The 23,726-nt window shown below is 63.5% G+C and carries 23 protein-coding genes; 11 read left to right on the top strand and 12 right to left on the bottom strand.

What is annotated here, in order from left to right; all coding sequences use genetic code 11:
* Positions 1–62 precede the first annotated feature (62 nt).
* The 3 genes from pstB to phoB all read left to right on the top strand — a co-directional run bounded on the left by pstB (position 63) and on the right by phoB (position 2,411).
* Positions 63–845 carry a phosphate ABC transporter ATP-binding protein PstB gene (gene pstB / locus ACZ5WT_RS01200; RefSeq protein ID WP_464287134.1) on the top strand — a complete coding sequence of 261 codons (783 nt, stop codon included), beginning with the start codon at positions 63–65 and terminating at the stop codon, positions 843–845.
* Between the two features lie 10 nt (positions 846–855).
* The gene (gene phoU / locus ACZ5WT_RS01205) at positions 856–1,566 is read left to right on the top strand and encodes a phosphate signaling complex protein PhoU (RefSeq protein WP_464285564.1); all 711 of its coding nucleotides are present in this window, start codon (positions 856–858) and stop codon (positions 1,564–1,566) included.
* A gap of 143 nt (positions 1,567–1,709) precedes the next feature.
* Positions 1,710–2,411 (top strand): phosphate regulon transcriptional regulator PhoB, encoded by a 702-nt coding sequence (phoB, locus tag ACZ5WT_RS01210; protein ID WP_464285565.1) that lies wholly within the window; start codon positions 1,710–1,712, stop codon positions 2,409–2,411.
* 218 nt (positions 2,412–2,629) lie between these two features.
* Here phoB and ACZ5WT_RS01215 read toward each other — a convergent pair whose 3' ends face one another.
* Positions 2,630–4,255 (bottom strand): MFS transporter, encoded by a 1,626-nt coding sequence (locus ACZ5WT_RS01215; RefSeq protein WP_464285566.1) that lies wholly within the window; start codon positions 4,253–4,255, stop codon positions 2,630–2,632.
* A 59-nt stretch (positions 4,256–4,314) separates the two neighbouring features.
* The gene (locus ACZ5WT_RS01220; protein ID WP_464285567.1) at positions 4,315–5,181 is read right to left on the bottom strand and encodes a helix-turn-helix domain-containing protein; all 867 of its coding nucleotides are present in this window, start codon (positions 5,179–5,181) and stop codon (positions 4,315–4,317) included.
* A gap of 87 nt (positions 5,182–5,268) precedes the next feature.
* Between ACZ5WT_RS01220 and pobA the strand changes: the two genes are divergently transcribed.
* Positions 5,269–6,426: a 4-hydroxybenzoate 3-monooxygenase gene (gene pobA / locus ACZ5WT_RS01225; protein WP_464285568.1), complete on the top strand. Its 1,158-nt coding sequence runs from the start codon at positions 5,269–5,271 to the stop codon at positions 6,424–6,426.
* A 4-nt stretch (positions 6,427–6,430) separates the two neighbouring features.
* On the opposite strand, the gene ACZ5WT_RS01230 is transcribed toward pobA, so the two are convergent.
* A complete protein-coding gene (locus ACZ5WT_RS01230; protein ID WP_464285569.1) occupies positions 6,431–7,768 on the bottom strand; it encodes an aminotransferase-like domain-containing protein in 1,338 nt (445 codons plus the stop codon).
* 101 nt (positions 7,769–7,869) lie between these two features.
* A complete protein-coding gene (locus ACZ5WT_RS01235) occupies positions 7,870–8,286 on the bottom strand; it encodes a rhodanese-like domain-containing protein (protein ID WP_464285570.1) in 417 nt (138 codons plus the stop codon).
* A gap of 136 nt (positions 8,287–8,422) precedes the next feature.
* Between ACZ5WT_RS01235 and ACZ5WT_RS01240 the strand changes: the two genes are divergently transcribed.
* On the top strand, positions 8,423–9,625 hold the full coding sequence (locus tag ACZ5WT_RS01240) for an aminotransferase-like domain-containing protein (protein WP_464285571.1): 1,203 nt from the start codon (positions 8,423–8,425) through the stop codon (positions 9,623–9,625).
* Between the two features lie 57 nt (positions 9,626–9,682).
* Here ACZ5WT_RS01240 and ACZ5WT_RS01245 read toward each other — a convergent pair whose 3' ends face one another.
* Together ACZ5WT_RS01245 and ACZ5WT_RS01250 are read right to left on the bottom strand one after the other, a co-directional pair.
* Positions 9,683–11,122 (bottom strand): aldehyde dehydrogenase family protein, encoded by a 1,440-nt coding sequence (locus tag ACZ5WT_RS01245; RefSeq protein WP_464285572.1) that lies wholly within the window; start codon positions 11,120–11,122, stop codon positions 9,683–9,685.
* A gap of 24 nt (positions 11,123–11,146) precedes the next feature.
* Positions 11,147–12,298: a fumarylacetoacetate hydrolase family protein gene (locus tag ACZ5WT_RS01250; protein WP_464285573.1), complete on the bottom strand. Its 1,152-nt coding sequence runs from the start codon at positions 12,296–12,298 to the stop codon at positions 11,147–11,149.
* Positions 12,299–12,479: 181 nt separating this feature from the next.
* On the opposite strand from ACZ5WT_RS01250, the gene ACZ5WT_RS01255 reads away from it, so the two are divergent.
* Positions 12,480–13,199, top strand: a complete 720-nt coding sequence (locus tag ACZ5WT_RS01255) for an SIMPL domain-containing protein (protein ID WP_464285574.1) — start codon at positions 12,480–12,482, stop codon at positions 13,197–13,199.
* Positions 13,200–13,319: 120 nt separating this feature from the next.
* Here ACZ5WT_RS01255 and ACZ5WT_RS01260 read toward each other — a convergent pair whose 3' ends face one another.
* Together ACZ5WT_RS01260 and ACZ5WT_RS01265 are read right to left on the bottom strand one after the other, a co-directional pair.
* A complete protein-coding gene (locus ACZ5WT_RS01260) occupies positions 13,320–14,150 on the bottom strand; it encodes a sulfite exporter TauE/SafE family protein (protein WP_464285575.1) in 831 nt (276 codons plus the stop codon).
* Complete coding sequence (locus ACZ5WT_RS01265; protein ID WP_464285576.1) at positions 14,150–14,572, bottom strand: secondary thiamine-phosphate synthase enzyme YjbQ; 423 nt, start codon at positions 14,570–14,572, stop codon at positions 14,150–14,152. The genes ACZ5WT_RS01260 and ACZ5WT_RS01265 overlap by 1 nt, the downstream gene beginning before the upstream one ends.
* Positions 14,573–14,827: 255 nt before the next feature.
* Here ACZ5WT_RS01265 and ACZ5WT_RS01270 point away from each other — a divergent pair, with 255 nt between their 5' ends.
* The 5 genes from ACZ5WT_RS01270 to ACZ5WT_RS01290 all read left to right on the top strand — a co-directional run bounded on the left by ACZ5WT_RS01270 (position 14,828) and on the right by ACZ5WT_RS01290 (position 20,403).
* Complete coding sequence (locus tag ACZ5WT_RS01270) at positions 14,828–17,182, top strand: OmpA family protein (protein ID WP_464285577.1); 2,355 nt, start codon at positions 14,828–14,830, stop codon at positions 17,180–17,182.
* Between the two features lie 134 nt (positions 17,183–17,316).
* A complete protein-coding gene (locus ACZ5WT_RS01275) occupies positions 17,317–17,832 on the top strand; it encodes a TIGR00645 family protein (RefSeq protein ID WP_464285578.1) in 516 nt (171 codons plus the stop codon).
* A 180-nt stretch (positions 17,833–18,012) separates the two neighbouring features.
* On the top strand, positions 18,013–18,426 hold the full coding sequence (locus tag ACZ5WT_RS01280) for a hypothetical protein (protein WP_464285579.1): 414 nt from the start codon (positions 18,013–18,015) through the stop codon (positions 18,424–18,426).
* A 148-nt stretch (positions 18,427–18,574) separates the two neighbouring features.
* Positions 18,575–19,258, top strand: a complete 684-nt coding sequence (locus tag ACZ5WT_RS01285; RefSeq protein ID WP_464285580.1) for a tellurite resistance TerB family protein — start codon at positions 18,575–18,577, stop codon at positions 19,256–19,258.
* A 104-nt stretch (positions 19,259–19,362) separates the two neighbouring features.
* Positions 19,363–20,403, top strand: a complete 1,041-nt coding sequence (locus tag ACZ5WT_RS01290; RefSeq protein WP_464285581.1) for an LLM class flavin-dependent oxidoreductase — start codon at positions 19,363–19,365, stop codon at positions 20,401–20,403.
* Between the two features lie 53 nt (positions 20,404–20,456).
* On the opposite strand, the gene ACZ5WT_RS01295 is transcribed toward ACZ5WT_RS01290, so the two are convergent.
* The 4 genes from ACZ5WT_RS01295 to rpoD form a co-directional block, all read right to left on the bottom strand.
* Positions 20,457–20,678 carry a hypothetical protein gene (locus ACZ5WT_RS01295; RefSeq protein ID WP_464285582.1) on the bottom strand — a complete coding sequence of 74 codons (222 nt, stop codon included), beginning with the start codon at positions 20,676–20,678 and terminating at the stop codon, positions 20,457–20,459.
* 90 nt (positions 20,679–20,768) lie between these two features.
* The gene (locus tag ACZ5WT_RS01300; protein ID WP_464285583.1) at positions 20,769–21,059 is read right to left on the bottom strand and encodes an HlyU family transcriptional regulator; all 291 of its coding nucleotides are present in this window, start codon (positions 21,057–21,059) and stop codon (positions 20,769–20,771) included.
* Positions 21,060–21,086: 27 nt separating this feature from the next.
* Positions 21,087–21,383: a DUF2442 domain-containing protein gene (locus tag ACZ5WT_RS01305; RefSeq protein WP_464285584.1), complete on the bottom strand. Its 297-nt coding sequence runs from the start codon at positions 21,381–21,383 to the stop codon at positions 21,087–21,089.
* Positions 21,384–21,478: 95 nt separating this feature from the next.
* On the bottom strand, positions 21,479–23,551 hold the full coding sequence (gene rpoD, locus ACZ5WT_RS01310) for an RNA polymerase sigma factor RpoD (RefSeq protein WP_464285585.1): 2,073 nt from the start codon (positions 23,549–23,551) through the stop codon (positions 21,479–21,481).
* Positions 23,552–23,726: the final 175 nt, after the last annotated feature.

Here is a 23,726-nt window from a genome sequence, read left to right on the forward strand (position 1 = left end):
TAGCCAAAATGGATATGCTCGCCGGCAAGGTTAAGATGACCCAGCAAAGCGTGAACACCGCAATGAACCCCACCGACGCCCTCGAGCGCCCGATCCGCCTGTCCACCCGCGACGTCACCGTTCACTACGGCACCAAGCAGGCCCTGCACGGCATTTCGATCGATATCCCCGACCGCGCGGTGACCTCGTTCATCGGCCCGTCGGGCTGCGGCAAGTCCACGTTCCTGCGCTGCATCAACCGCATGAACGACACCATCGAGGGCGCCCGCGTCGGCGGCACCATCAAGCTCGATGGCGAGGACATCTACGATCCCAACCTGGACGTGGTGGAACTGCGCGCCCGCATCGGCATGGTGTTCCAGAAGCCCAATCCCTTCCCCAAGTCGATCTACGATAACGTCGCCTATGGCCCCAAGATCCACGGCCTGGCACGCTCCAAGACCGACCTCGACGAGATCGTCGTCTCCTCGCTCCGCAAGGCGGGCCTGTTCGAGGAAGTGAAGGATCGCCTCAACGAACCCGGGACCGGCCTGTCGGGCGGCCAGCAGCAGCGCCTGTGCATTGCGCGCGCCATTGCCGTTGGCCCCGAAGTCATCCTGATGGACGAGCCCTGCTCGGCCCTCGACCCCATCGCCACCGCCATCATCGAAGAACTGATCGATGAACTGCGCGAAAACTACACCATCGTCATCGTGACCCATTCGATGCAGCAGGCCGCGCGCGTCAGCCAGAAGACGGCCTTCTTCCACCTGGGCAATCTGATCGAGGAAGGCGTCACCGAAGACATCTTCACCAACCCGGTCAACAAGCAGACCCAGGACTACATCATGGGCCGTATCGGTTAGAGGAATTCAGATGCCCAATATCGGTAAAGACCATATCGTCACCGCCTATAGCGACGAGCTCGTTGCCCTCGCCCAGATGATCGCCGAAATGGGCGGTCAAGTCGAAGTCGCCATCGAAAATGGCACCAAGGCCCTGCTCAAGCTCGATCGCGAACTGGCCGACCTCACCATCATCGCCGATCAGCAGATCGACGACATGCAGCGCCGCATCGACGACATGGCCGTCTCCATGATCGCCCGCCGCCAGCCCATGGCTTCGGACCTGCGTTCGATCATCACCGCCATCCACGTCGCTGCCGATCTCGAGCGCGTGGGCGACATGGCCAAGCAGTTGGCCCGCCGCTCGCTCAAGCTCGAAGGCCTCAACCTGCAGCCCACTTTCTATAACGGCGTCAAGAACATGACCGCCCTGGTGCTGCGCCAGGTCAAGGACGCGCTCGATGCCTATGCCCGCCGCGACTCCGCCGGGGCCATCGAGGTCTGCAACCGCGACGACGAAGTCGATGCCATGCACACCTCGCTGTTCCGCGAGCTGCTGACCTACATGATGGAAGACCCGCGCAACATCACCCCCTGCACCCAGCTGCTGTTCTGCGCCAAGAGCCTGGAACGCATTGGCGACCACGCGACCAACATCGCCGAGCGCGCCTATTACCTGCAGACCGGCAAGCAGCTGACCACCGATGTGCAGGAACTCCAGCGCACCCAGATCAAGGCCTAAGCACCCAGCGGGGCCGCGTCACCCCGCCGGTACTTTCTGCCTCCATACCCACCGCCCTGCCCCTCCCCCTGCCAGGGGGAGGCCGGGAGGGGTGGGCCACAAACACCGAAACCGGTGTTGAACCCACAAAGGGGAGCCACCCCATGCCCGCCACCATTCTTGTGGTCGAAGACGAAGGCGATATCGCCATCCTGCTGCGCTACAACCTGGAAGCCGAAGGCTTCCGCGTGGTCACCGCCGAAACCGGCGACGAGGCCCAGCACGCCATCCAGGAAAAACTCCCCGATCTGATCCTGCTCGATTGGATGCTGCCCGAAATCTCCGGCATCGAGCTGTGCCGGCGCCTGCGCGCCCGCGAGGAAACCGCCCGCGTGCCGATCATCATGTTGACCGCCCGCGGCGAAGAGGAAGAGCGCGTCCGCGGCCTCTCGACCGGCGCCGACGACTATATCGTCAAGCCCTTCTCGGTCCCCGAGCTGATCGCCCGCATCCATGCATTGCTGCGCCGCGCCAATCCCAACCTGGTGACGGCGGCCCTCAAGGTCGGCGATCTCGAACTCGACCGCACCACCCACCGCGTGCGCCGCGCCACCCGCGACGTACATCTGGGCCCCACCGAATACCGCCTGCTCGAATATTTGATGCGCCACCCCGGCCGCGTCTATTCGCGCGAGCAGCTGCTCGATGGCGTCTGGGGCAACGATGTCTATGTCGACGAACGCACCGTCGACGTCCACATCGGCCGCCTCCGCCGCGCCATCAACCGCGGCAAAGATGCCGACCCCATCCGCACCGTCCGCGGCGCCGGCTACGCCTTCGACGAGCGATTTGCTCAACTCGCGTAAGGCTTTGGCGGGACCACCCGCCCCCTACCCAGTAGCCCTCATGGTGAGGCGCGAGCCCTTCGCGAGCCTCGAACCACGAGGGCGTGACACCATGTACTCAAACAACCACCAGCGCTGCCCGCGGACTTGATCCGCGGGCCCCTCCCAGTCACCGCAGGCGTCGAAAAAGGCCCACGGATCAAGTCCGTGGGCAGCCCCGGAGCTAGACGACCCGCCCCCTAAACGTCCCCGGAATCCACCAGCGGCATGTCGTCCCGCAGGGACACGGTCTGCCGCTCGATCATCCGATGCACGCGCGGCGGCTCGGTGCCACGATGCAGGGCGCGCAGCTGTTCGCTGTTCTCGGCATCGGCCTTGGTGCGGCGCATATTGTGCCGGACATAGTCGATCCAGGTCGGCACATGATAGGTCTCGGTCCAGATTTCGGGATGTTCGAGATCGCGCAACAGTCCCCACTGCCGGGCCCCGTCGCGGATGCGAATGCGCCGCCGGGCCGCCATCAGTTCAAGGAATTTCGGAATATCATTCTGATCGACGATGTAGTCGATCATCACCATGATCGGACCGCTGCGGGCCCGCAGGTCGAGCTTGAGGATCGGCTCGTTGAACGTATTGAGCGGGTTGAGGTCGCGCGAGTTGAACTGCGGCAGCGGCAGCTTGAAGCCCAGCAGCGCACACAGCAGCAGCACCACGCCCGCCGCCGCAAAGGTCCATTCCAGCCCGATCCAATCCGCATTGAGGCCCCAGATCCAGCTGCCCGCCGCCTGCCCGCCAAACACTGCGGTCTGGTGCAGCGACAGGGCGCGTCCCACCACCCAGCGCGGTGACGACAGCTGGATGGAGACGTTGAACAGCGAGAACGCCAAAACCCACGACATGCCGGCCGGGATCAGCACGAAATGGCTGAGCAGCACGTCCCGGCTCAACCCCAGGCCAACGCAGCTCAGTGCAAAGCCGATGCAGGCCAGCCGCACGATCACCTCGTTGCTGAACCGCTCGCGGACCCGCGCATTGACGAAGGCCCCGCCAATTGCGCCGAGCCCGAAACAACCCAGCAGCGTGCCATAGACCAGCGCCCCGCCGCCCATGAATTCGTTCGCCGCCGATGGCAGCAGCGCCAGCACCGCCACCGCTGCAAAGCCGAACAGGAAGCCGCGCAGCAGCACGGTGGTCAGGTTGGGCGACAGCGACACGTAACGGATGCCGGCCCACATCGCGCTGCCAAACCGCTCGCGGGGCAGCACATTGATCGGCCGCACCGGCTTCCAGCGCCACAGCGAATAGATCAGAGGCAGGTAGGACACCGCATTGACCGCAAAGGCCGCCGCTGCTCCCGCCAGCGCCACGATGGCCCCGCCCACGGCCGGGCCGACGCTGCGCATCATGTTGAAGCCCATGGCATTGAGCGTCACCGCCCCCGCCAGGTCCGAGCGCGGCACGATATCGCCCATCGAGGCCTGCCAGGACGGGTTGAACAGCGCCGTGCCGCAGCCGATCAGGAATGTGAAGCTCAGCAGCAGCCAGGGATTGAGCATCCCCAGGAACGCCATCGCCGCCAGCGACACCGAAACTACCATCAGCCCGATCTGGGCGATCAGCATGATGGTGCGGCGGTCGAAATTATCGGCCAGCGCGCCCGAGGCGAGGGAGAAGACGAAAATCGGAAGGGTCGTCGATGCCTGGACCAGGGCAATCATGTTGTGCGAGTCGGTCAGCGTGGTCATCATCCAGCCGGCGCCCACCGACTGCACCAGTCCGCCCAGGTTCGACACCAGCGTCGCGAACCACAGCATCCGGAATGTCTCATGCCGGAATGGCGCCAGCACAGACGGACGATCAGACATATGGCTTCCTTCTCTACCCAACCTGTCTAGGTCTGCGCCCCCCGATTGGCAAGCAGGCCTTAAGGCTCATTTCGCTCCGCGCCACCGCTATGGCCTTGCATTTGCTGGCGATAAAGCCCCGGCGACACGCCCAGCATGCGCTTGAGCACCCGCGTGAAATAGGCGGGATCGTCATAGCCCAGTTCGGCGCCGATCTGCTTGATCGTCATCGTCGAAAACATCAGCTGCCGCCGCGCTTCGAGGGCCACCCGCCGCTCGATCACCGCCAGCGCCGAAGTGCCCAGCACCTGCCGGCTCACCCGGTTGAGATGGGTCGGGCTGATGCCCAGGGCCTGCGCATAGTCCTGCACCGAGCGGGTCTGGCGATAACGCTCGTCGACGAGATCACGGAAGGCCTGCGCGTGCCGCGCGCCCCGGTCATGGGCCTCGCCCACCGCCTGCCCCTCGTCCTGCCGCGCCCGGCTGATCGCCACCACCAGCAGCGTCAGCAGCGCCCGCATCGCCACCCCATGTCCCTCGCCCGGCCGGTCCGCCTCGGCGATCAGCGCGGCGATCGCCTCGGTAACCGCCCCAGTCCCCAGGATCACCCCCGGCCGCGGCGCGTCCATGCCCGTCGCCCGAACATCGCGCGCCATCATGGTCAGCACCACGCCCTCAATGTCATCGCTGAAGGCATAGGCATGCACCGTCAGTGCCGGCACGATCACCGTGGCGGGTGGCGCCAGGTCGAACACCGCGCCATCCAGCGTCACCTGCGCCCTGCCCCCGGTAAAGCTCAGCACCTGGAAGAACTGCTCATGCCGATGCGGCGAGATCAGGTAATCATGCAGCCGGCTGCGCGACTGGATGCTCTCCCAGTGCAGCCAATCCTGCTGCCGGTCGGCCTCCATCTCCCCGTAAAGCGCATAGATCGGAACAGATTTCATGTTCGGATAATCCAATAGATTGCGCCGCCTGTCCATTGGCGCGGGTGCCGGTTCGCCCCATGCTTGCCACGAGGACAGGAGGAGCCGATGCGCACCCAAATCGTTATCGTGGGCGCAGGCCCGGCAGGGCTGATGCTGGGCCGCCTGCTTGAACTGGCCGGCATCGACGCCATCATTCTCGAGCGCAAAAGCCCCGACTATGTGCTTGGCCGCATTCGCGCCGGTGTGCTCGAACAGGGCAGCATGGACCTGCTGGACCGGGCCGGCGTCGGCGCCCGCATGCATGCCGAAGGCCTCATCCACGACGGCGTCGAGCTCAGCTTCGATGGCACGCACCAGCGTATCGATTTTGCCGACCTCGTGGGCAAGCATGTCATGGTCTACGGCCAGACCGAGGTCACCCGCGACCTGATGGCGGCGCGAGAGGCCACCACCATCTACGAGGCCGATAACGTCGAACTGCACGACTTCGACACCAGCCCCTACGTCACCTACACCAAGGGCGGCGCTACCCACCGCATCGATTGCGACTTCATCGCTGGCTGCGACGGCTATCACGGCGTCGCGCGCCGCAGCGTGCCGCTCAGCGCCATCGAAACCTTCGAGCGCGTCTATCCCTTCGGCTGGCTCGGCGTGCTGGTCGACAAGCCCCCGGTGACGCACGAACTGATCTATGCCCACCACGCCCGCGGCTTTGCGCTCTGCTCGCAGCGCTCGCCCAGCCGCAGCCGCTACTATGTGCAGGTGCCCGTCGAGGAAGACGTCGCCACCTGGTCTGATGACCGCTTCTGGGATGAGCTGCGCGCCCGCCTCGACCCCGAAACCGCCGCCCAGGTGCAGACCGGCCCCTCGATTGAAAAATCCATCGCTCCGCTGCGCAGTTTCGTTGCCGAACCCCTCCGTTTCGGCAAGCTTTTCCTGGCCGGCGACGCCGCCCACATCGTGCCGCCCACGGGGGCCAAGGGGCTGAACCTCGCCATGAGCGACGTCGCCGCCCTGGCCGATGCCTTCATCGAAAACTATGCTGAGAAATCAGCCGCCGGCATCGACTTTTATTCCACCCGCGTGCTGGCCCGTATCTGGAAAGCCGAGCGCTTCAGCTGGTGGATGACGAGCCTGCTGCACACTTTCCCGGAAACCGGCGCCTTTGGCCGTCGTATCCAGCGCGCCGAGTTCGATTACCTGGCCTCCTCGCGCGCCGCCCAGCAAAGCCTCGCCGAAAACTACGTCGGCCTCCCGCTCTAGGCGGCTAGACCACGTCGCTTTCGTCACTATTCAGCAGTCCGGCCAGTATCCGAAGGCCGCGCTGCAGCACGGCGCGCTGCGGTGGCGCCATGATGCAGATGCGCACCCCTTCCACCGGGCTGCTGCCAACCTGCGCTGCCGATGGCGGCGTCAGCCGCACCCCCGCTTCGCTGGCCCGGCGCGCAAACTGCTCGGCCTTTACCGGGCTCATCGGCAGCCAGATATGGGGCGCCCCGCCCGGCATCGGCACGCTGGCCAACCCGAGCATGTCCCGCGCCAGTTCGGTGCGCACCAGGCACTCCGCCCGCAATGCGTCGACCGCCTCGCGCGCCGCGCCGATTTCGATCATGGCCGCGGTGAGCTCAGCCACATAGGGCGGCAGGCCCCAGCTTTCCGCGCGCAGGCGCTTGCGCACCGCGCCGTTGAACCGCGCTGGCGGCACGATCACCCCCAGCCGCAGCACCGGGGTCAGGCTCTTGGAAAAGCTGGTGAGGTAGAACACCTGCTCGCCCAGCAGGTCGCGATAGGTCAGTTTTCCCTTGGCCGCGTAAAATCCATAAATGTCGTCTTCGACGATGAAGGCGTCATGGCGTTTCGCCACCTCGGCTATTGCCCGGCGGCGGTCCGGCCCGGTCTCGAATCCCAGCGGGTTCTGGCACACCGGCGTCGTGTAGATAATCCTGGCCCCGGTTTCCGCCAGCGCCTTGTCCAGCGCCTCGGGATCCATGCCCTCGTCGTCATGCGTCACCGGAACGACCGTCATCCCGAGATTGGCGGCCGCCGCCAGTGCCCCGGGAAAGCTCGCCGTTTCGGTCAGGATGATCGGCGAGGTGTCGCGCAGCACCGCAAAGGCCAGATGCAGCCCCTGCTGGGCGCCGTTGATCAGCAGCAATTCGTCGGCGGCAACGAGCGTCCTTGTTTCACTGAGCCACCGGGCAACCATCGCCCTCTGTGCTTCGGAGCCACTGAGGTCGCCATAGCCGCCATGCGGAAGCGCCAGGGCCCGCCGGTTGGCCAGCTCGCTCGCTTCGGACAATCGATGCAGCGGAACGACCGGCGGCGGCGCGTTGATGGTCAGGTCGATCGGCCCGCCCTCGTCCGCCTCGCTATCCACCCGGTCGAGCACAAAAGTGCCGCGCCCGATTTCGCCGCGCACCACGCCCCGCGCGCTCAGCGTATCGATGGCCCGCGTCACGCTGCCAATCGACACCGAAAATTGCTGGGCCAGCTGGCGATGCGTCGGCAGTCGCTCGCCGGGACGGTAACGCCCCTCGGCAATCGCCGCCTCGACGGCTTCGGCCAGCCGCTCATGCAGCAGCATGCCATTGTCCGGCAGGCTCATTGTATCTGTCGATTTCGACAATGTATCACTCATTGAATCGACACTATGCCGCCGTCGCCCGTTTTGTCCATTCCGGTGCGACGGCGCGTTGTGGGCAGCGGCTAGCCAATCGCGCGCATGTCCGCGCCGCTGGCAAAGGCAAAGCCTTCGTCGGCCCAGCCGGTAATGCCGCCGATCATCAGCTTCACCTTGCGGCCGAGCCGCGCCAGCTTGAGCGCCGCCTGGTCGGCGCCATTGCAGTGCGGGCCCGCGCAATAGACCACGAACAGCGTGTCATCGGGCCACTCGGCCATCCGCTCTGCCGTGATCTGGCGGTGCGGCAGGTGCGTTGCACCCGGCACATGCCGGCGTGCAAAGGCCTCGGCCGATCCCACCACATGCAGCAGCACGAAATCCACATCACCCGACGCCATGCAGGCCGACACATCGGCGCAGTCGGTTTCCAGCGCCAGCCGCTGGGCAAAGTGGGCCACCGCAATCTCAGCGGGCGCCACCGGATATTCACTGACAAAGCTCATCTCGGTCTCCCTGTTTACTTCGCCTTGCGCCGTCAGCACGGCCCGTCCCGCACTCACATCACAAATAAGGTCAGCACCATTGACATAACAAAACTACGGTGCTTGTATCTTTCGTATTGATCTATGGTGATACAAAATGAGTCAATCGGAATTTCGCCTGTCGACACGCGCTCAAACCATGAAGGCCTCGGAGATCCGCGAGCTGCTCAAGCTTGTCGGCAAGCCTTCCATGATCTCGTTCGCCGGTGGCATCCCCGATCCGGCCCTGTTCAATGTGGGTCTGTTTCAGGAAGCGTGCCGCCACGTCTTCAACGGCCCCTCCATCGCCCGCGAAGCGCTGCAATATTCGACCACCGAGGGCTATCTGCCTTTACGCGAGTGGATCGCCGCGCATATGCGGCGCCAGGGCGTGCCGGCCAGCGCCGACAATATCCTCATCACCACCGGCTCCCAGCAGGCGCTCGATCTCATCGGCAAGCTGTTGATCGATCCCGATAGCAGCGTGGTCACCGCGCGCCCCACCTATCTCGGCGCACTACAGGCCTTCTCGGCCTATCAGCCCCAGTTCCTGCCGCTTGAGGGGCCCAAGCCCACCGGCGAGGCTGCGCCGCGCATGCTCTATCTCGTTCCCGATTTTGCCAATCCCGATGGCCTGACCATGAGCCGCGCTGCCCGCCATGCTGCCCTCGATCAGGCCCGCACGCTCGGCGCCGTCATCGTCGAGGACGCCGCCTATTCCGCCCTGCGCTTCGACGGCGAAGACCTGCCCCCGATTGCCGCACTCGATGCGGCAGCCGCCGGTTCCATCGAAGCCACACGCACGCTCTATTGCGGCACCTTCTCCAAAACCCTGTCGCCGGGCCTGCGCATCGGCTGGGTCTGCGGCCCCAAGGCGCTGCTCAGCCGTCTCGCCATGCTCAAGCAGGGGGCGGACCTTCACACCGCCACCACCGCCCAGATGGTGATGCATTATGTTGCCGAAGCCGGGTTTGACGCCCAGGTCGCCCGCAACCGCGAGGTCTACCGGGTCCGCCGCGACGCCATGGATGCGGCCCTCAATCGCTATGCCTCCCCTGGCATGCGCTGGAAAAAGCCTGAGGGCGGCATGTTCCTCTGGGTCGAGGTCCCCAGCCACATCGACACCCGCACCCTGCTGCAACAGGCCATCCGGCAAGACATCGCCTTCGTCCCCGGCGCGGCCTTCTACCCCGATGGCTCGGTCACCAATACCATGCGCCTCAACTACTCGCTCTGCGACGAAGCCCAGATCGAGATCGGCATCTTCAAACTCTGCACCCTGATCGGCGAACAGGCGCTGTCAAACGTGGCCACCGCCTAGAGGCACACACAAATAAGGCCCCGGATCATCTCCGGGGCCCTTTCATAGTTCCAGCGCCTACCCTGCCGCGGTGTAAGCCGTCTTCACCACCGTGAAGAACTCCGCCGCATACCTGCCCTGTTCGCGCGGGCCATAGCTGGACCCCTTGCGGCCGCCAAACGGCACGTGGAAATCAACGCCCGCCGTCGGCACGTTGACCATCACCATGCCGGCCTCGGCATTGCGCTTGAAGTGGGTGGCATATTTCAGCGACGTCGTGACGATACCGGCTGACAGGCCGAAATCGGTGTCATTGGCTGTCGCCAGCGCTTCCTCATAGTCCTTCACCCTTATGACCGAAGCCACCGGCCCGAAGATCTCTTCGCGGCTGATCCGCATCTGGTTGGTCGCCCCGACAAACAGCGCCGGCTGCAGGAAATAGCCATCGGTCTCCTTCTTGAGGAGATCGCCGCCCACCACCAGTTCGGCACCCTCGGCCTTGCCGATGGCGATATAGTCGGTGTCCTGCTTGAGCTGGGACGGATCGACCACCGGCCCGATTTCGGTATCCTTGTGCAGGGCGTCGCCAACCCGCAGGTTGCGCGTCCGCTCGGCCAGCGCCTCGACAAACCTGTCGTGGATGCCCTCGGTGACGATCACGCGCGACGACGCCGTGCAGCGCTGCCCGGTCGAGAAGAACGCACTCTGCGCCACGCTTTCGACGGCCACCTTGAGGTCGGCGTCATCGAGCACGACGACCGGGTTCTTGCCGCCCATTTCCAGCTGGAACTTGCGCCCCACCTCGATCGACGCCGCCGCCACGCGCTTGCCGGTGGCCACCGAGCCAGTGAAGCTGATGGCATGCACATCCTTGCTCTCGAGCATGGTCTGGCCGACCACCGAGCCCTTGCCCATCACCAGGTTGAGCACACCCTTGGGCAGGCCGGCGCGCACCAGGATATCGACGATCGCCCAGGTCGATCCCGGCACCAGGTCCGCCGGCTTGATCACCACGGTATTGCCATAGGCAAGCGCCGGGGCCAGCTTCCAGGTCGGGATGGCGATCGGGAAATTCCACGGCGTGATGATGCCGATGACGCCGATCGGCTCGCGGGTAATCTCGACACCCACGCCAGGACGCACGGATGCAAGAACTTCGCCAGATTGCCGCAAGCACTCGCCTGCAAAGAAATCAAAAATCTGAGCCGCACGAGTGACTTCGCCGATAGCCTCAGGAAGCGTCTTCCCTTCTTCGCGTGCCAGAAGCTCGCCCAGTTCAGCCTTGCGAGCCAGGATTTCCTGGCTGGTTTTGTTCAGGATCGCATGCCGTTCAAGTATGCCCGAACGCGACCAGGCCGGGAAAGCGGCCTTGGCTGCGGCGATGGCCTGCCTGGTTTCCTCGGCACTGGCGCGGGCATAGACGCCCACGACTTCAGCGGTGTTCGACGGGTTGATATTCTCGACCCCGTCCGAGCCAACCCATTCTCCATCAATGAGATTTTTGTGCAGTTCAGCCATTTTCGGAGCCCTTTCGGAATGGTCTTAGAGAAGGTTGGCCTTGGCCAGATCGCGCAGCAAGTGGCTGGTACCATAGGTCCATGGCGGACATTTGGTGGAGAGGTTGACCCGATTGGTCAGTGTCCCCAGCGCAGGCGTCGAGATGGAAACCACATCGCCCAGCTTGTGCGTAAACCCCTTGCCCACCCCATCGCGATCCTTCACCGGCGCAAACATCGTGCCGAGGTAAAGTACTAGCCCGTCAGGATATTGATGGTGCTGGCCGATGGTTGCAGCCACCAGCGATTCCGGCGTGCGGGAGATCTGGCGCATCGAGGAATGCCCCTCGAGCACGAAGCCGTCCTCGCCTTCAACGCGCAGAGCGATTTCGGACTGCTTGACGGTTTCGAGCGTAAAGCCTTGATCGAAAAGACGAATAAATGGCCCGAGCGAGCCGGACGCGTTATTGTCCTTTGCCTTGCCCAGCAACAGCGCCGACCGCCCTTCGACGTCGCGCAGATTGACGTCATTGCCCAGCGTCGCGCCGATGATCTCACCCTTGCTGGTCACCAGCAGCGCAACTTCTGGCTCGGGGTTGTTCCAGCTGGAAATCGGATGCAGCCCGACCTCGGCGCCATGGCCCACCGAACTCATCGGCTGGCCCTTGGTGAACACCTCGGCATCGGGGCCAATTCCAACCTCAAGGTACTGGCTCCACACGCCTTTTTCGATCAGCGCCGCCTTGACCTTCATCGCCGTTTCCGAACCGGGCACCAGCTCACTGAGATCGGTGCCGATCAGGCCCAAAATCTCCCCGCGCAGTGCATCGGCCCGCGACTTGTCTCCCCGCGCCTGCTCCTCGATGACCCGCTCCAGCAGGGACACTACGAAGGTCACGCCCGCCGCCTTGACGGCCTGCAGGTCGATTGGCGAGAGCAGGCTGGGCCTGGACGGATCGCGCGCGCCGGCAACAGAATTGGCCATTGCGGTATCGGCGCTGCCCAGGCTAACGCCCTTTGCCGACTGAACAATTTTGGCAGCCTCACCGCTTTCGGCAATGTCGCGGACCGTGGCAAAGCCGGGCGCCGTGATATCAAACAGCTCACCGTTACGAACCGTCACGATGCGGGGATGATCGTGGCCCGGAACCTGCGCCCGCCCCAGCAAGGTGCCATCTGGATAATGCCTGTCAGCCATGCCTTCCCCCACTAAAATGTTAGTGGAGTCCCTACTCTACCGGCACCCTCCAAGGCAAGGTGCGTTAGTCATACTTATGCGGCCGTTTGACTGTCCACAATTCCGTTCAACTTCGGTTCATGTGCGCCGCAATACTGACGCAATGGATGGGGACTAGTCCCCGACCACATAGGAGAATCCCATGCGTCGCCTTGCAGCCATCGTTCCCTTTGCCCTGCTCGCCAGCCTCTCGCTGCCTGCTTATGCCGGCACCATCACCATCGAAGGCCGCGGGGAAGTCATGGCAGCGCCGGATATGGCGCGGATCAATTCTGGAGTGAACACTCAGGGCGCGACCGCCCGCGAGGCGCTGGACGCCAACACCGCAGCCATGGCCGAACTGATTGCCGAACTGAAGGCGATCGGCATCGAAGCCCGCGACATCCAGACCTCGGGTTTCTCGATCAACCCGAACTACGTTTATAGCGACGAGCGCGATGCCAACGGCTACACCCTGCCGCCCAAGATCAATGGCTACCAGGTCAGCAATACCGTGAGCGTCACCGTGCGCAAGCTCGACACGCTTGGCACGATCCTCGACAAGTCCGTGACTGTCGGTGCGAACACCGTCAACGGTGTGACCTTCGACGTGGCCGATCCGACCGAGCTTTACAACGAAGCCCGCAAGGCCGCTTACGCCGATGCCCGCACCAAGGGCGAGCTCTATGCCACCCTCGCCGGCGGCACCCTGGAAGAAATCAAGTCGATTTCTGAAACTCAGGGCTACAATTCTCCCCAGCCATACCCGATGTATGCAAGGGCAGATTCACTTTCCGCCGCTCCCGTTCCCGTGGAAGCAGGCGAACTGGCCTTTGCCATCAACGTCAACGTTCAGTGGGAACTGGACTCCGGCGCCAAGTAATCCCCATACCCCTCACAAGGGGGGCTTGGGCGGTGGGGACGTTCCTCCGTAGTCAATGCGTCCCCACCAACCTCATAGCCTGCAAAAGCCCCGCCAGTGCGGGGCTTTTGTTTTGGCATCTTACCCGGTCACAACCTTCCAGAGCATGTTGAGGCCGACGAAAACCAGGAAAGCGGCGAATACGTATTTGAGCGTCTTCTGGTCCAGCCGGTGCGCCAGAGCCGCGCCGAGCGGCGCGAAGACCGCGGCCAATACGGCCACCAGCACCAGCGCCAGAAGGTTGATGTAGCCAAAGCTCAGCGGCGGCAGGCCGCTGGCGCCCCAGCCCGAAATGATGAAGCCCAGCGTGCCGGAAATGGCGATCGCCACGCCCACGGCCGCCGACGTGCCCACAGCGGCATGCATGGTGGCGCCAAAGGCCACCAGCGTCGGCACGGTGAGCGACCCGCCGCCAATACCCATCAGCGATGAAATATAGCCCACCACAAAGGCCGAGATGCGGTGGGTGAGCGACGAGCTGTGCAGATGCCCCATCAGCTTGGTCTGGAATGCAAAAATGATGTTGGCCGCAATGAGGAAGGCCATAACGGCAAAGACCACGCGCAGCACGTCGCCGGAGAACATCCCGGCCATCAGCCCGCCGATAAAGGTCCCGGCGACGATGAAGGGCGCCCAGAGCTTGAGAATATTGAGATCGAGCGCGCCGCGCTTGTAGTGCGCCCGGGCGCTCATGATGCCGGTGGGAATGATGATCGCGAGCGAGGTGCCGACGGCCACATGCTGCACGACATCGGAGTCATAGCCCAACAGCAGCAGCGCCGTGCTGAGGGCCGGAACGATGATCGCCCCGCCCCCGATACCCAGCAGCCCCGCCGCAATGCCGGACACCACGCCCGTGGCCATCAGGCCAATCACAAACGGCCAGTAACCGGCCAGGGTAGCCCAATCCATCAACGATCTCCGATAAGGTGCAGCACGACATCGCGCCGATGCGGGCGGCTGCGATGTTCAAAAAGATAAATGCCCTGCCAGGTGCCGAACACCGGCTGGCCATCGACAACAGGAATACCGATCGAGGTCTGGGTCAGCGCCGCCTTGAGATGGGCGGGCATATCGTCCGCCCCTTCGGCCGTGTGGACCACCCAATCCATGCCTTCGGGCACCAGCTGCCGGAAGAACTCATTGAGATCAGTCTGGACGCCGGGGTCGGCATTTTCCTGGATCAGCAGGGAGCACGACGTGTGCCGGACAAAGATGGTCAGCAAACCCATCGCGACATCGGCTGTCGTCACGAACTGGCGAACCGCCTGCGTGAACTCATAGAGGCCCTGCCCCTGCGTCGCGATGCTGAGAGTATCCACGGCCTGCTGCATAGCTCCGGCCTACCATGTTCGGGGCATTCGGTCCAAGCGCATCCTGGGCAGAACCGTCCACTCCGCCCCATTGGCGCCATGATCAACGGGCCACGTGCCGCCGGCCAACAAGGGGAACCATCGCCAACCCGAGGCGTTCGGGGCTTGGGCGAGGGAAGAGCATTACCGATCTGGTTTTTCGATCCATTCAGTTTACGTTCAGGATGGTCACGTGATGCTTGGCTCAAATGTCAAACGACATAAAGGAAAAGAACAATGCGCCTTAGAAACTGGCTTTTGACCGGCACCAGCATTGGCCTGATGGCCATGCTGCCGATGACCGTTCGCGCGCAGGATGGCGAACTCGTCGCCGCGTACCAGGCCTACGCGGCCGCTCAGGCATCCGGCGATACCGCCGCCCTCGAAGCAGCGCGGGGCAGCCTGACCGAACTGTGCATCGTCAACGGCTATGCCAGCATCGATGAATGCATCGCGGCCCTGTCGGGCAACACGCCTGCTGCCGCACCGGCCGATGCCAATGCAGCGGCTGAAGCTGAGGCCAAGGCGGCCGCGGAAGCGCAGGCTGCCGCTGACGCAAAGGCCGCTGCCGAGGCACAGGCCGCTGCGGACGCCAAGGCAGCAGCTGACGCTCAGGCTCAGGCTGAAGCTGAAGCCAAGGCCGCTGCCGAAGCACAGGCCGCAGCAGATGCAAAGGCTGCCGCCGAGGCACAGGCCAAGGCCGACGCCGAGGCAAAGTCGGCCGCAGATGCCAAGGCCGCAGCAGACGCCCAGGCTGCCGCTGATGCTCAGGCCGCCACGGACGCTCAGGCCGCTGCCGATGCGCAGGCCAAGGCTGATGCCGAGGCCAAGGCCGCCGCTGAAGCCAAGGCTGCAGCGGAAGCTGCCGCAGCAGCACAGACCCCGGCTGAAGCGCCTGCCCCTGCAGCGCCCGCCGAAGTCGCTCCAGCTCCTGCCCCCGCGCCGGCACAGCCCGTCGCGCCGCAGGCCGATATCGGCCCGGCTCTGCAGGAACAGGTCAATATCTATACCGACGCCGTCGCCGACCTCATATCCGGTGGTGACGCCGCGGCCGCTCAGGCCAAGATGGAAGGCGCCAACCGGGCAATTGCTGCGCTCTGCGCCGGCATTGGCCAGACCGACATCAACGCCTGCCTGGCCCAGTTCAACTTGAGCCTGCCAGCCGTGCCGAACCTGCCTGCTCCGACGCCAGTTGCTCCTGTAACCCCGGCAGCACCGGTCGAGCCTGCTGCGCCGGTTGAGCAGCCCGCTGCGGAAGCTCCGGCCGAAATCATCGAGATCCTTCCGCCGGGCATTACCGAAGAACAGGTTGCGCCTGTTCTCGACAGCGCCAAGGACGCCGAAGTCGCCGCACCGGGCGCCGAAGCACCGCCGCCGGCACCAGTCGACAACACTCCGCCGCCTCCGCCGCCGGCTGACGATCAGGCTGCGCAGTCCAAGGCGATTCAGGAGCTGTCAGCGGAACCTCTGGTCTCCGTGGCTGCCGAACAGGGTACCGCAGTCACCCCTGCCGAACTGGCAATCCAGGCGCAGGAAACGCCCCAGCAGCTCCCGCAAAACGTCACCATCATCAACCAGACGGTGGTGAACAACGTCGTGAACAACAACACGACGAATAACACGACGAACAACGTCACCAATAACACCCAGAACAACATCACGAACAGCACGCAGAACAACGTCGTGGACAACTCCACCACGGTCAACGTTCAGCAAAACAACGTTGTGGTGCAGCCGCTGACCCCGGGTGAAGCCATCACCCAGGTCATCATGCAGGTGGGTACGCAGCTGATCGTCAACTCGATCGGCCAGGATACCGACCGCTTCTACAATCCGCAGCAGGACGAGATCTACTACGAGAACCTGACCAACGGCCGCGTGCGTGAAACCATCACCCGCCCCGATGGCAGCAAGATCGTGACCGTGCGGAACCGTAATGGCGACATCCTGCGCCGTTCGCGCTTCGACCCCTCGGGCCGCGAATATGTGCTGGCCTACTTCGACGACCGCTACGACAACGACCTCGTTGAATGGCGTGATCCGGGTCGCGACCTGCCCCCGCTGCGTCTCAACATCCCGGTCACCGACTACGTGCTCGATGCCCGCAATGCCAATGAACGCCAGGTGGAACAGTTCTTCGCCCAGCCTCCGGTTGAGCAGGTTGCCCGCCTCTACTCGATCGACGAGGTCAAGCGTTCGGCCCGCGTTCGCGACAGCGTGCGCAAGCTCGAAGTGGGCGGCCTGACCTTCGATACCGGTAAGGCCACTATCGGCCGCGACCAGGTTGGCGCGCTCTCCAATGTCGCCAACGCCATGCTGCAGCTGCTGGCTACCAATCCGGGCGAAACCTTCCTGATCGAAGGCCATACCGATGCGGTGGGTTCGGAAATCTCCAACTTGGGTCTGTCGGACCTGCGCGCCGCAACCGTGGCCCGCATCCTGACCGACTTCTATGGCGTCCCGCCGGAAAACCTTGCCACCCAGGGCTATGGCGAGCGCTACCTGAAGATCCGCACCGAGCTGGCGGAACGTGAAAACCGCCGGGTCACCATCCGTCGCATCACGCCGCTGATCACGGTCGCCGGCCGATAATCTGGCCCAATGAATGCGGAAAGGCCGGGCATCACTACCCGGCCTTTCCTATTTGTCGCATCCATCCGTGAAACTGCCGCCTTGCGCGTTTCCAGAAAATTGCTATCCCTTCCAGCCCCGAACAGGAGCGCCCCATGAAGCGGCTGGAAATCTTCGTCGAAAGCGTGATCCTCGCGTCGCGCTGGCTGCTGGTGGCGTTCTATATCGGCCTGGGCATCGCGCTGGCGCTCTATGCAGTAGCCTTCGGCTTCAAGCTCTGGGACTTCGCCAGCCACCTGATCGGCATGGACGAGACCGAAACCATCCTCAAGATCCTCGGCCTGATCGACGCCGCGCTGATCGCCAGCCTTGTGGTGATGGTCATCATATCCGGCTACGAGAATTTCGTGTCGCGCTTCGACCACGAGGACGACGTGCACTGGCTCGGCCAGATCGACGCCGGCTCGCTCAAGATCAAGGTGGCCTCCACCATCGTGGCGATCTCCTCGATCCACCTGCTGCAGATCTTCCTCAACGTGCCGCAATACACCGAGAACCAGATCATGTGGTACACGCTGCTGCACCTGACGTTCATCGTCTCGGCGCTGTTCCTGGCCGTGATCGACCGCATTTCCAAGAAGACGCCGAAGTCAAAAACGCCCGAATTGTGACATTTCGGGTCCCTTCGGGTCCCCATGACGGATCGCGCGGGACATCGCCCGCGCACAAGCAACTGAATCCATGAGTGTTTTCTCGCGCCCTGAATCCTGAGCGACGCACATCACGCGTTCGGGAACGAAAACAAAATGCCCGCGTTTCTCTGCCATACGGTGAAACAAAGGAGCGACATCATGGCTACCCCTGAACGCGATACCGTTTATACCAACGATGGCAACCGGACTGTCTACACCCGCGAAAGCAGTGGCACTGGCTGGTTCGTCGGCATCATCGTTGCCCTCGCACTGCTGGCCATCGGCTACCTGGTGTTTTCTGCCAATTCCGGCCCGTCGACAACGGTTGACGTGAATGGGACGCCGGCAGTCCAGGCCCCAGGCGAGCCCACAGTCGCCCCGGCACCCATGACCCCGGCGCCCACCGCCCCGGCAGCCGAACCCACCCCGATGACCGTGACCCCGGCCCCCACGACTGACGCAGCTCCGGCTCCGGCTACCGAAATGGCTCCGGCCGCTCCGGCCACGGAAACGCCGGCCACCCCGGCTCCGGCTACGAGCACCCCTGCTCCGGCTGCCGTCCCGGCGAACTAATCATCCACACCCCGATGCCCCCAGTCCTCCCCTGGGGCCGTCAAGAGACCCCGGCCCACGCCGGGGTCTTTGCTTTTGGGGAGGGAAACCACCTTGCAGGAGCCACAATCCATCCCCATGTGCGGGGCTACAGAAAACGGGAGCATCCATGTTCAACATCGACCAGATCGTCAAAGCCCTCCAGAGTGACCCCAACGCCCAGCGCACGGCCATGACGGGCGCGGCCGGTCTCGCGGCAGGCATGCTGCTGAGCGGGGGCGGACTGGGCAAGTTGACCAAGAATGCCGTCAAGGTGGGCGCCATGGCTGCCGTCGGCGGGCTCGCCTACAATGCTTGGCAGAACTACCAGAAGAACCAGCAAGCTGGCCCGGCACCGCGCGAAGACGCCTTCATCCCGCCAGCGCAGGATGCCCGGGCCCATGAAGAGCTCGGCAAGACTCTCGTGCGCGCCATGATCGCGGCTGCCAAGGCCGATGGCCGCATCGATGCCGACGAAAAGGAAGCCATTTTCACCAAGCTCGAGACCATGTCCCTTTCCAGCGAGGAAAAGGCCTGGGTGTTTGACGAGCTGTCGTCCCCGCTCGATATCAACGCCGTCGTCGCCCGCGCCGACACGCCCGAGCATGCCGCCGAAATCTACGCGGCCTCGCTCGTCGCCATTTCCGCCGATACGGCGGCCGAACGGGCCTATCTCGACGCCCTCGCCACCAAGCTCCGCCTGCCCCCGGCTCTGGTCACCGAGATCCACGCCGCCGCCTATGAAAAGGCGCCAGAAGCTCCAGCCGTGGCCCATTCACCCTTTGCCTACACCCCTTCGGGCAGCAACGTCTGATCCCATTGGCAACCGCGCGTCATTGGGCGCGCGGTTACACCGGTGTGCGTTCTTGATCGCAGGGGACCAGCAAGCCATCTGTGAGCCAACCAGGAGCTACGCAGATGGAACTCGGCCTCTACTCATTCGCTGAAAACACGCCCGACCCGCTGAACGGCGGGCACCTCCAGAGCCCTGCTGAACGGCTTAGGGATTTGCTGGAAGAGATCGAGCTGGCCGACCAGCTCGGATTGGCCTTTTACGGCCTGGGTGAACATCACCGGCCCGATTATGTGGCGTCCTCCCCCGTGACCATCCTTGCCGCCGCTGCCGCACGCACCAAGAACATCCGCCTCTCGACCGCCGTCACAGTGCTCAGCTCCGAAGATCCCGTCCGGGTCTATCAGCAATTCTCGACGCTGGACCTGTTGAGCAATGGCCGTGCCGAAATCATGGCGGGGCGCGGCTCGTTCATCGAGAGCTTTCCGCTCTTTGGCCTCGACCTCAACGATTACGATGCGCTGTTCGAGGAAAAGCTCGAAATGCTGCTGAAGATCCGTGAGAGCGGCAAGGTTGCGTGGCCGGGTGGCGCCCACACCAAGCCCATTCCGGGCATCGAGATCTTCCCCAAGCCGGTGCAGCACCCGCTGCCGCTCTGGATCGCGGTCGGCGGCACGCCAAATTCGGTGGCGCGCGCGGCCTACTATGGCCTGCCCCTGATGATCGCCATCATCGGTGGCCAGCCTAAGCAGTTCGCGCCGCTGGTGCAGTTCTATCGCGAAACGGCTGCCAAAGTCGGGCGCGACCCCAAAAGCATGCCCGTCGGCATCAGCTCACACGGCTTCATCGCCGCCGACAGCCAGGATGCGCGCGACATCGCCTTCCCGGCCCACAGCGAGGCCATGGGACGCATCGGCAAGGAGCGTGGCTGGCCCCCAACCACCCGCGCCCAGTTCGATGGCGGCGCCACCCCGCAGGGCGCTTATTTCATGGGGTCGCCGCAGGAAGTGATCGACAAGATCCTGATGCAGCATGAGTGGTTCAAGCACGACCGCTTCGGCCTGCAGCTCAGCGTCGGGACATTGCCGCACGACAAGGTCATGAAGGCGATCGAACTCTACGGCACGGTGGTGAAGCCGGCTGTCGACAAGGCGCTGGGTCAGTAACCGGAACCCCAAAAGCAAATCGGCGCACCCCTTGGTGCGCCGATGTGAGATGATTACTTGCCTGAGCGGGTGATCGACTTGATCGCCAGTGGCGGCAGGCCGGACTTTTCGGAAATGGCGCGATCCTGCTCCATGATGGCGGTGCGGGCCGGCTCGTCGCCGTCCAGACCACCCAGCAGGCTGGCTTCCACTTTTCGGTTGGAACGCTGGCTGCCGTCCTCATAGACGACGTCGAACATCACGAACTCGCTGCGCGCGGTTGGTTTCTTGGCCATATCTGTTTCTCCTATGCGGCAAGCCGGTCTCGCAGGACCTGTATGGTCCACGAGTACCGGCATGTGCCAGAAATCGGGTTAGTCGGTGGGCTAGCGGAAGATTGCTTCGCCCTGCTCGTCGATGATCTGTCGCCCTTTTGCGAGCGCCAGAGCGACAAGGTCGTCGCGTGAACTCATGCGGTCGGCCCGGATGAACCGGTAGGTCTTGAGTTCGCCGCCAATGTCTTTCTCGATCAGACCGGCGAGTTGCAATTCGCTGCCCACCTTCATTTCGAGAGCCTTGATGAGAAAGCCCTTGTAGGCCTCCTCACCGAGGAATTTCTCGCCCGCAGGCTCTGCGTTCGACGAACCACCACCGAACAAATTCTTCCAAAACGACACGGTTCGTCTCCCTCAAAACGAGCCGGCTCAACGCCTGCGGCGTACCGGCAGCGGCAAGATCAGTTCGCCGCGTCTTTCCATTTCCTCGCGCAGCCAGCCGGGCGAGATATCGAAGTGGTTTGGCCAGGTCGGCACGCCGTTGGCCAGACTAACCGTGCCGAAGAAGCGCCGATCCCGCAACGGTTCGGTGCCTTCGCCCCGCTCCCCGATCATCGGACCGGCATCGAATGTGCCGGACGAACCATCGGAGAATGCAACCACCAGTTTGAACGGCACAATGGCCCGGACGGCGGTAACCTTGAGGCGGGCGGGGCTGACAGTCATCGTTCGGCACCCAGCCCGGCTACGGTCGATACCGGCGCTATGCCGATACCCACATTGAAATTTCGGGATGCCGCCAGAGCGACATCCCGGTTGAACTAATTGTCGAGGAAGCTCCGCAGCTTGCGGCTCCTGCTCGGATGCTTGAGCTTGCGCAAGGCCTTGGCCTCAATCTGACGGATACGTTCGCGCGTCACCGAGAACTGCTGACCCACTTCTTCAAGCGTGTGGTCGGTGTTCATGCCAATGCCGAAGCGCATGCGCAGCACGCGCTCCTCGCGCGGCGTCAGCGACGCCAGCACGCGGGTCGTGGTCTCACGCAGGTTGGACTGGATCGCCGCATCGATCGGCTGGATCGCATTCACGTCCTGGATGAAATCGCCGAGGTTGGAATCTTCCTCGTCGCCGATTGGCGTTTCGAGCGAGATCGGTTCCTTGGCGATCTTGAGCACCTTGCGGACCTTGTCCAAGGGCATCTGCAGCTTTTCGCTGAGTTCCTCGGGGGTCGGTTCGCGGCCGATTTCGTGCAGCATCTGGCGGCTGGTGCGGACGATCTTGTTGATCGTCTCGATCATGTGCACCGGAATACGGATGGTGCGCGCCTGGTCGGCGATCGAACGAGTGATCGCCTGGCGAATCCACCAGGTTGCATAGGTCGAGAACTTGTAGCCGCGGCGGTATTCGAACTTATCGACGGCCTTCATCAGGCCGATGTTGCCTTCCTGGATCAAATCCAGGAACTGCAGGCCGCGGTTCGTGTACTTCTTGGCAATGGAAATCACGAGGCGCAGGTTGGCCTCGACCATTTCCTTCTTGGCGATCGCTGCTTCGCGCTCGCCCTTCTGCACCTTGTGCACGATGCGGCGGTATTCGGCGATGTTGAGGCCGGCTTCGGTGGCCAGCGTGGCAACGTCCGAACGGATGTCGCGGATGGTGTCGGCTTCGCGCTTGGCGAACTCGGCCCAGCCCTTGCCATCAAACGTAGCAAGAGCGGCTTCCCAGGCGGGGTTCACTTCGTGGCCATAATAGCTCTCGAGGAACTTCTCGCGCTTGACGCCATAGCTCTCGGCCAGGCGCAGAAGGCGGCCTTCCAGCTTCACCAGGCGCTTGTTGATGTCGTAGAGCTGCTCGACCAGGTTCTCGATACGGCCGGCATTGAGCGACAGCGACTTCACGTCGGCAATCACTTCCGCACGCAGCGCATCGATTTTCTTGCGGTCGCCATCGGAAACTGCAATCGCGCGGTCTTCGGCGTGCTTGTCCTGCAGCTCGCGCATCTTGCCATAGGCTTCGGCGATGCGATCGAAGGTCTCCACGACCTGCGGCTTAAGCTCGGCTTCCATCGCCGAAAGCGACAGCGCGTTTTCGAATTCGTCGTCGTCTTCCTCGACCGGATCCTGCGGTGCCTGGGGCTCCTCAGGAACATAGCTGTCCTCGTCATCGCTGGCGGCGGCGGCGCGCTTGGGCGCCGGCTTGGTCTTTTCGACCACAGCTTCCATCTTGGGCGCAGCGTTAAGGCTGACCATATCCGGCGAGGGGGCGGCCTGCTTGGCGTCGGGACCGGCATAGGTCGCTTCGAGGTCGATAATGTCGCGCAGCAGGATTTCGCCCTGCGCCAGCTGCTCGCGCCAGATGATGATGGCCTGGAAGGTCAGCGGGCTCTCGCAGAGGCCCTCGATCATCGTCTCGCGACCAGCTTCGATGCGCTTGGCGATGGCGATTTCGCCTTCGCGGCTCAGCAGCTCGACGGAACCCATTTCGCGCAGATACATGCGGACGGGATCGTCGGTGCGATCGGCACCGGCCTTGGTGTTGGACGTGGTGGATACAGCCGTGCTGGACGAGGACGTGGCCACTTCCTGGCCCTGGTCTTCCTCATCCTTTTCGACTTCGGTCTCTTCGACTTCGTCTTCATCGACGACGTTGATACCCATGTCCGAGAACATGGACATGAAGTCCTCAATCTGCTCGGAAGACACTTCTTCCGAGGGCATCACCGCATTGAGCTCTTCATAGGTCACGTAGCCGCGCTTCTTGGCGACCTTGATGAGCTTTTTTACGGCGGCGTCGGAAAGGTCGAGTAGCGGGCTGTCATTCGTCGCCTCTGCCGGGGCGCCGGCTTCCGGCTTCTCGTTTTCCTTGGTGGGCTTAGGTGCTGCCTTGGTGGCCATCTGGTACTCCGTCGGATCCCGTCGCGTCCCGGGTCCGGGTAAAGGCTTTAAGTGGTGACATCTCAAGGCAAGGTAAAGGTTTGGTCACTCAAGAGTTAACGCTCTGAATAGCGACCGGTTCGCCTCGGCTTATTTTTTGCACATTGCCATATGCAAAATCGCGCGAACCCGCTGC

The organism is Devosia sp. T2-14 (assembly GCF_055397495.1).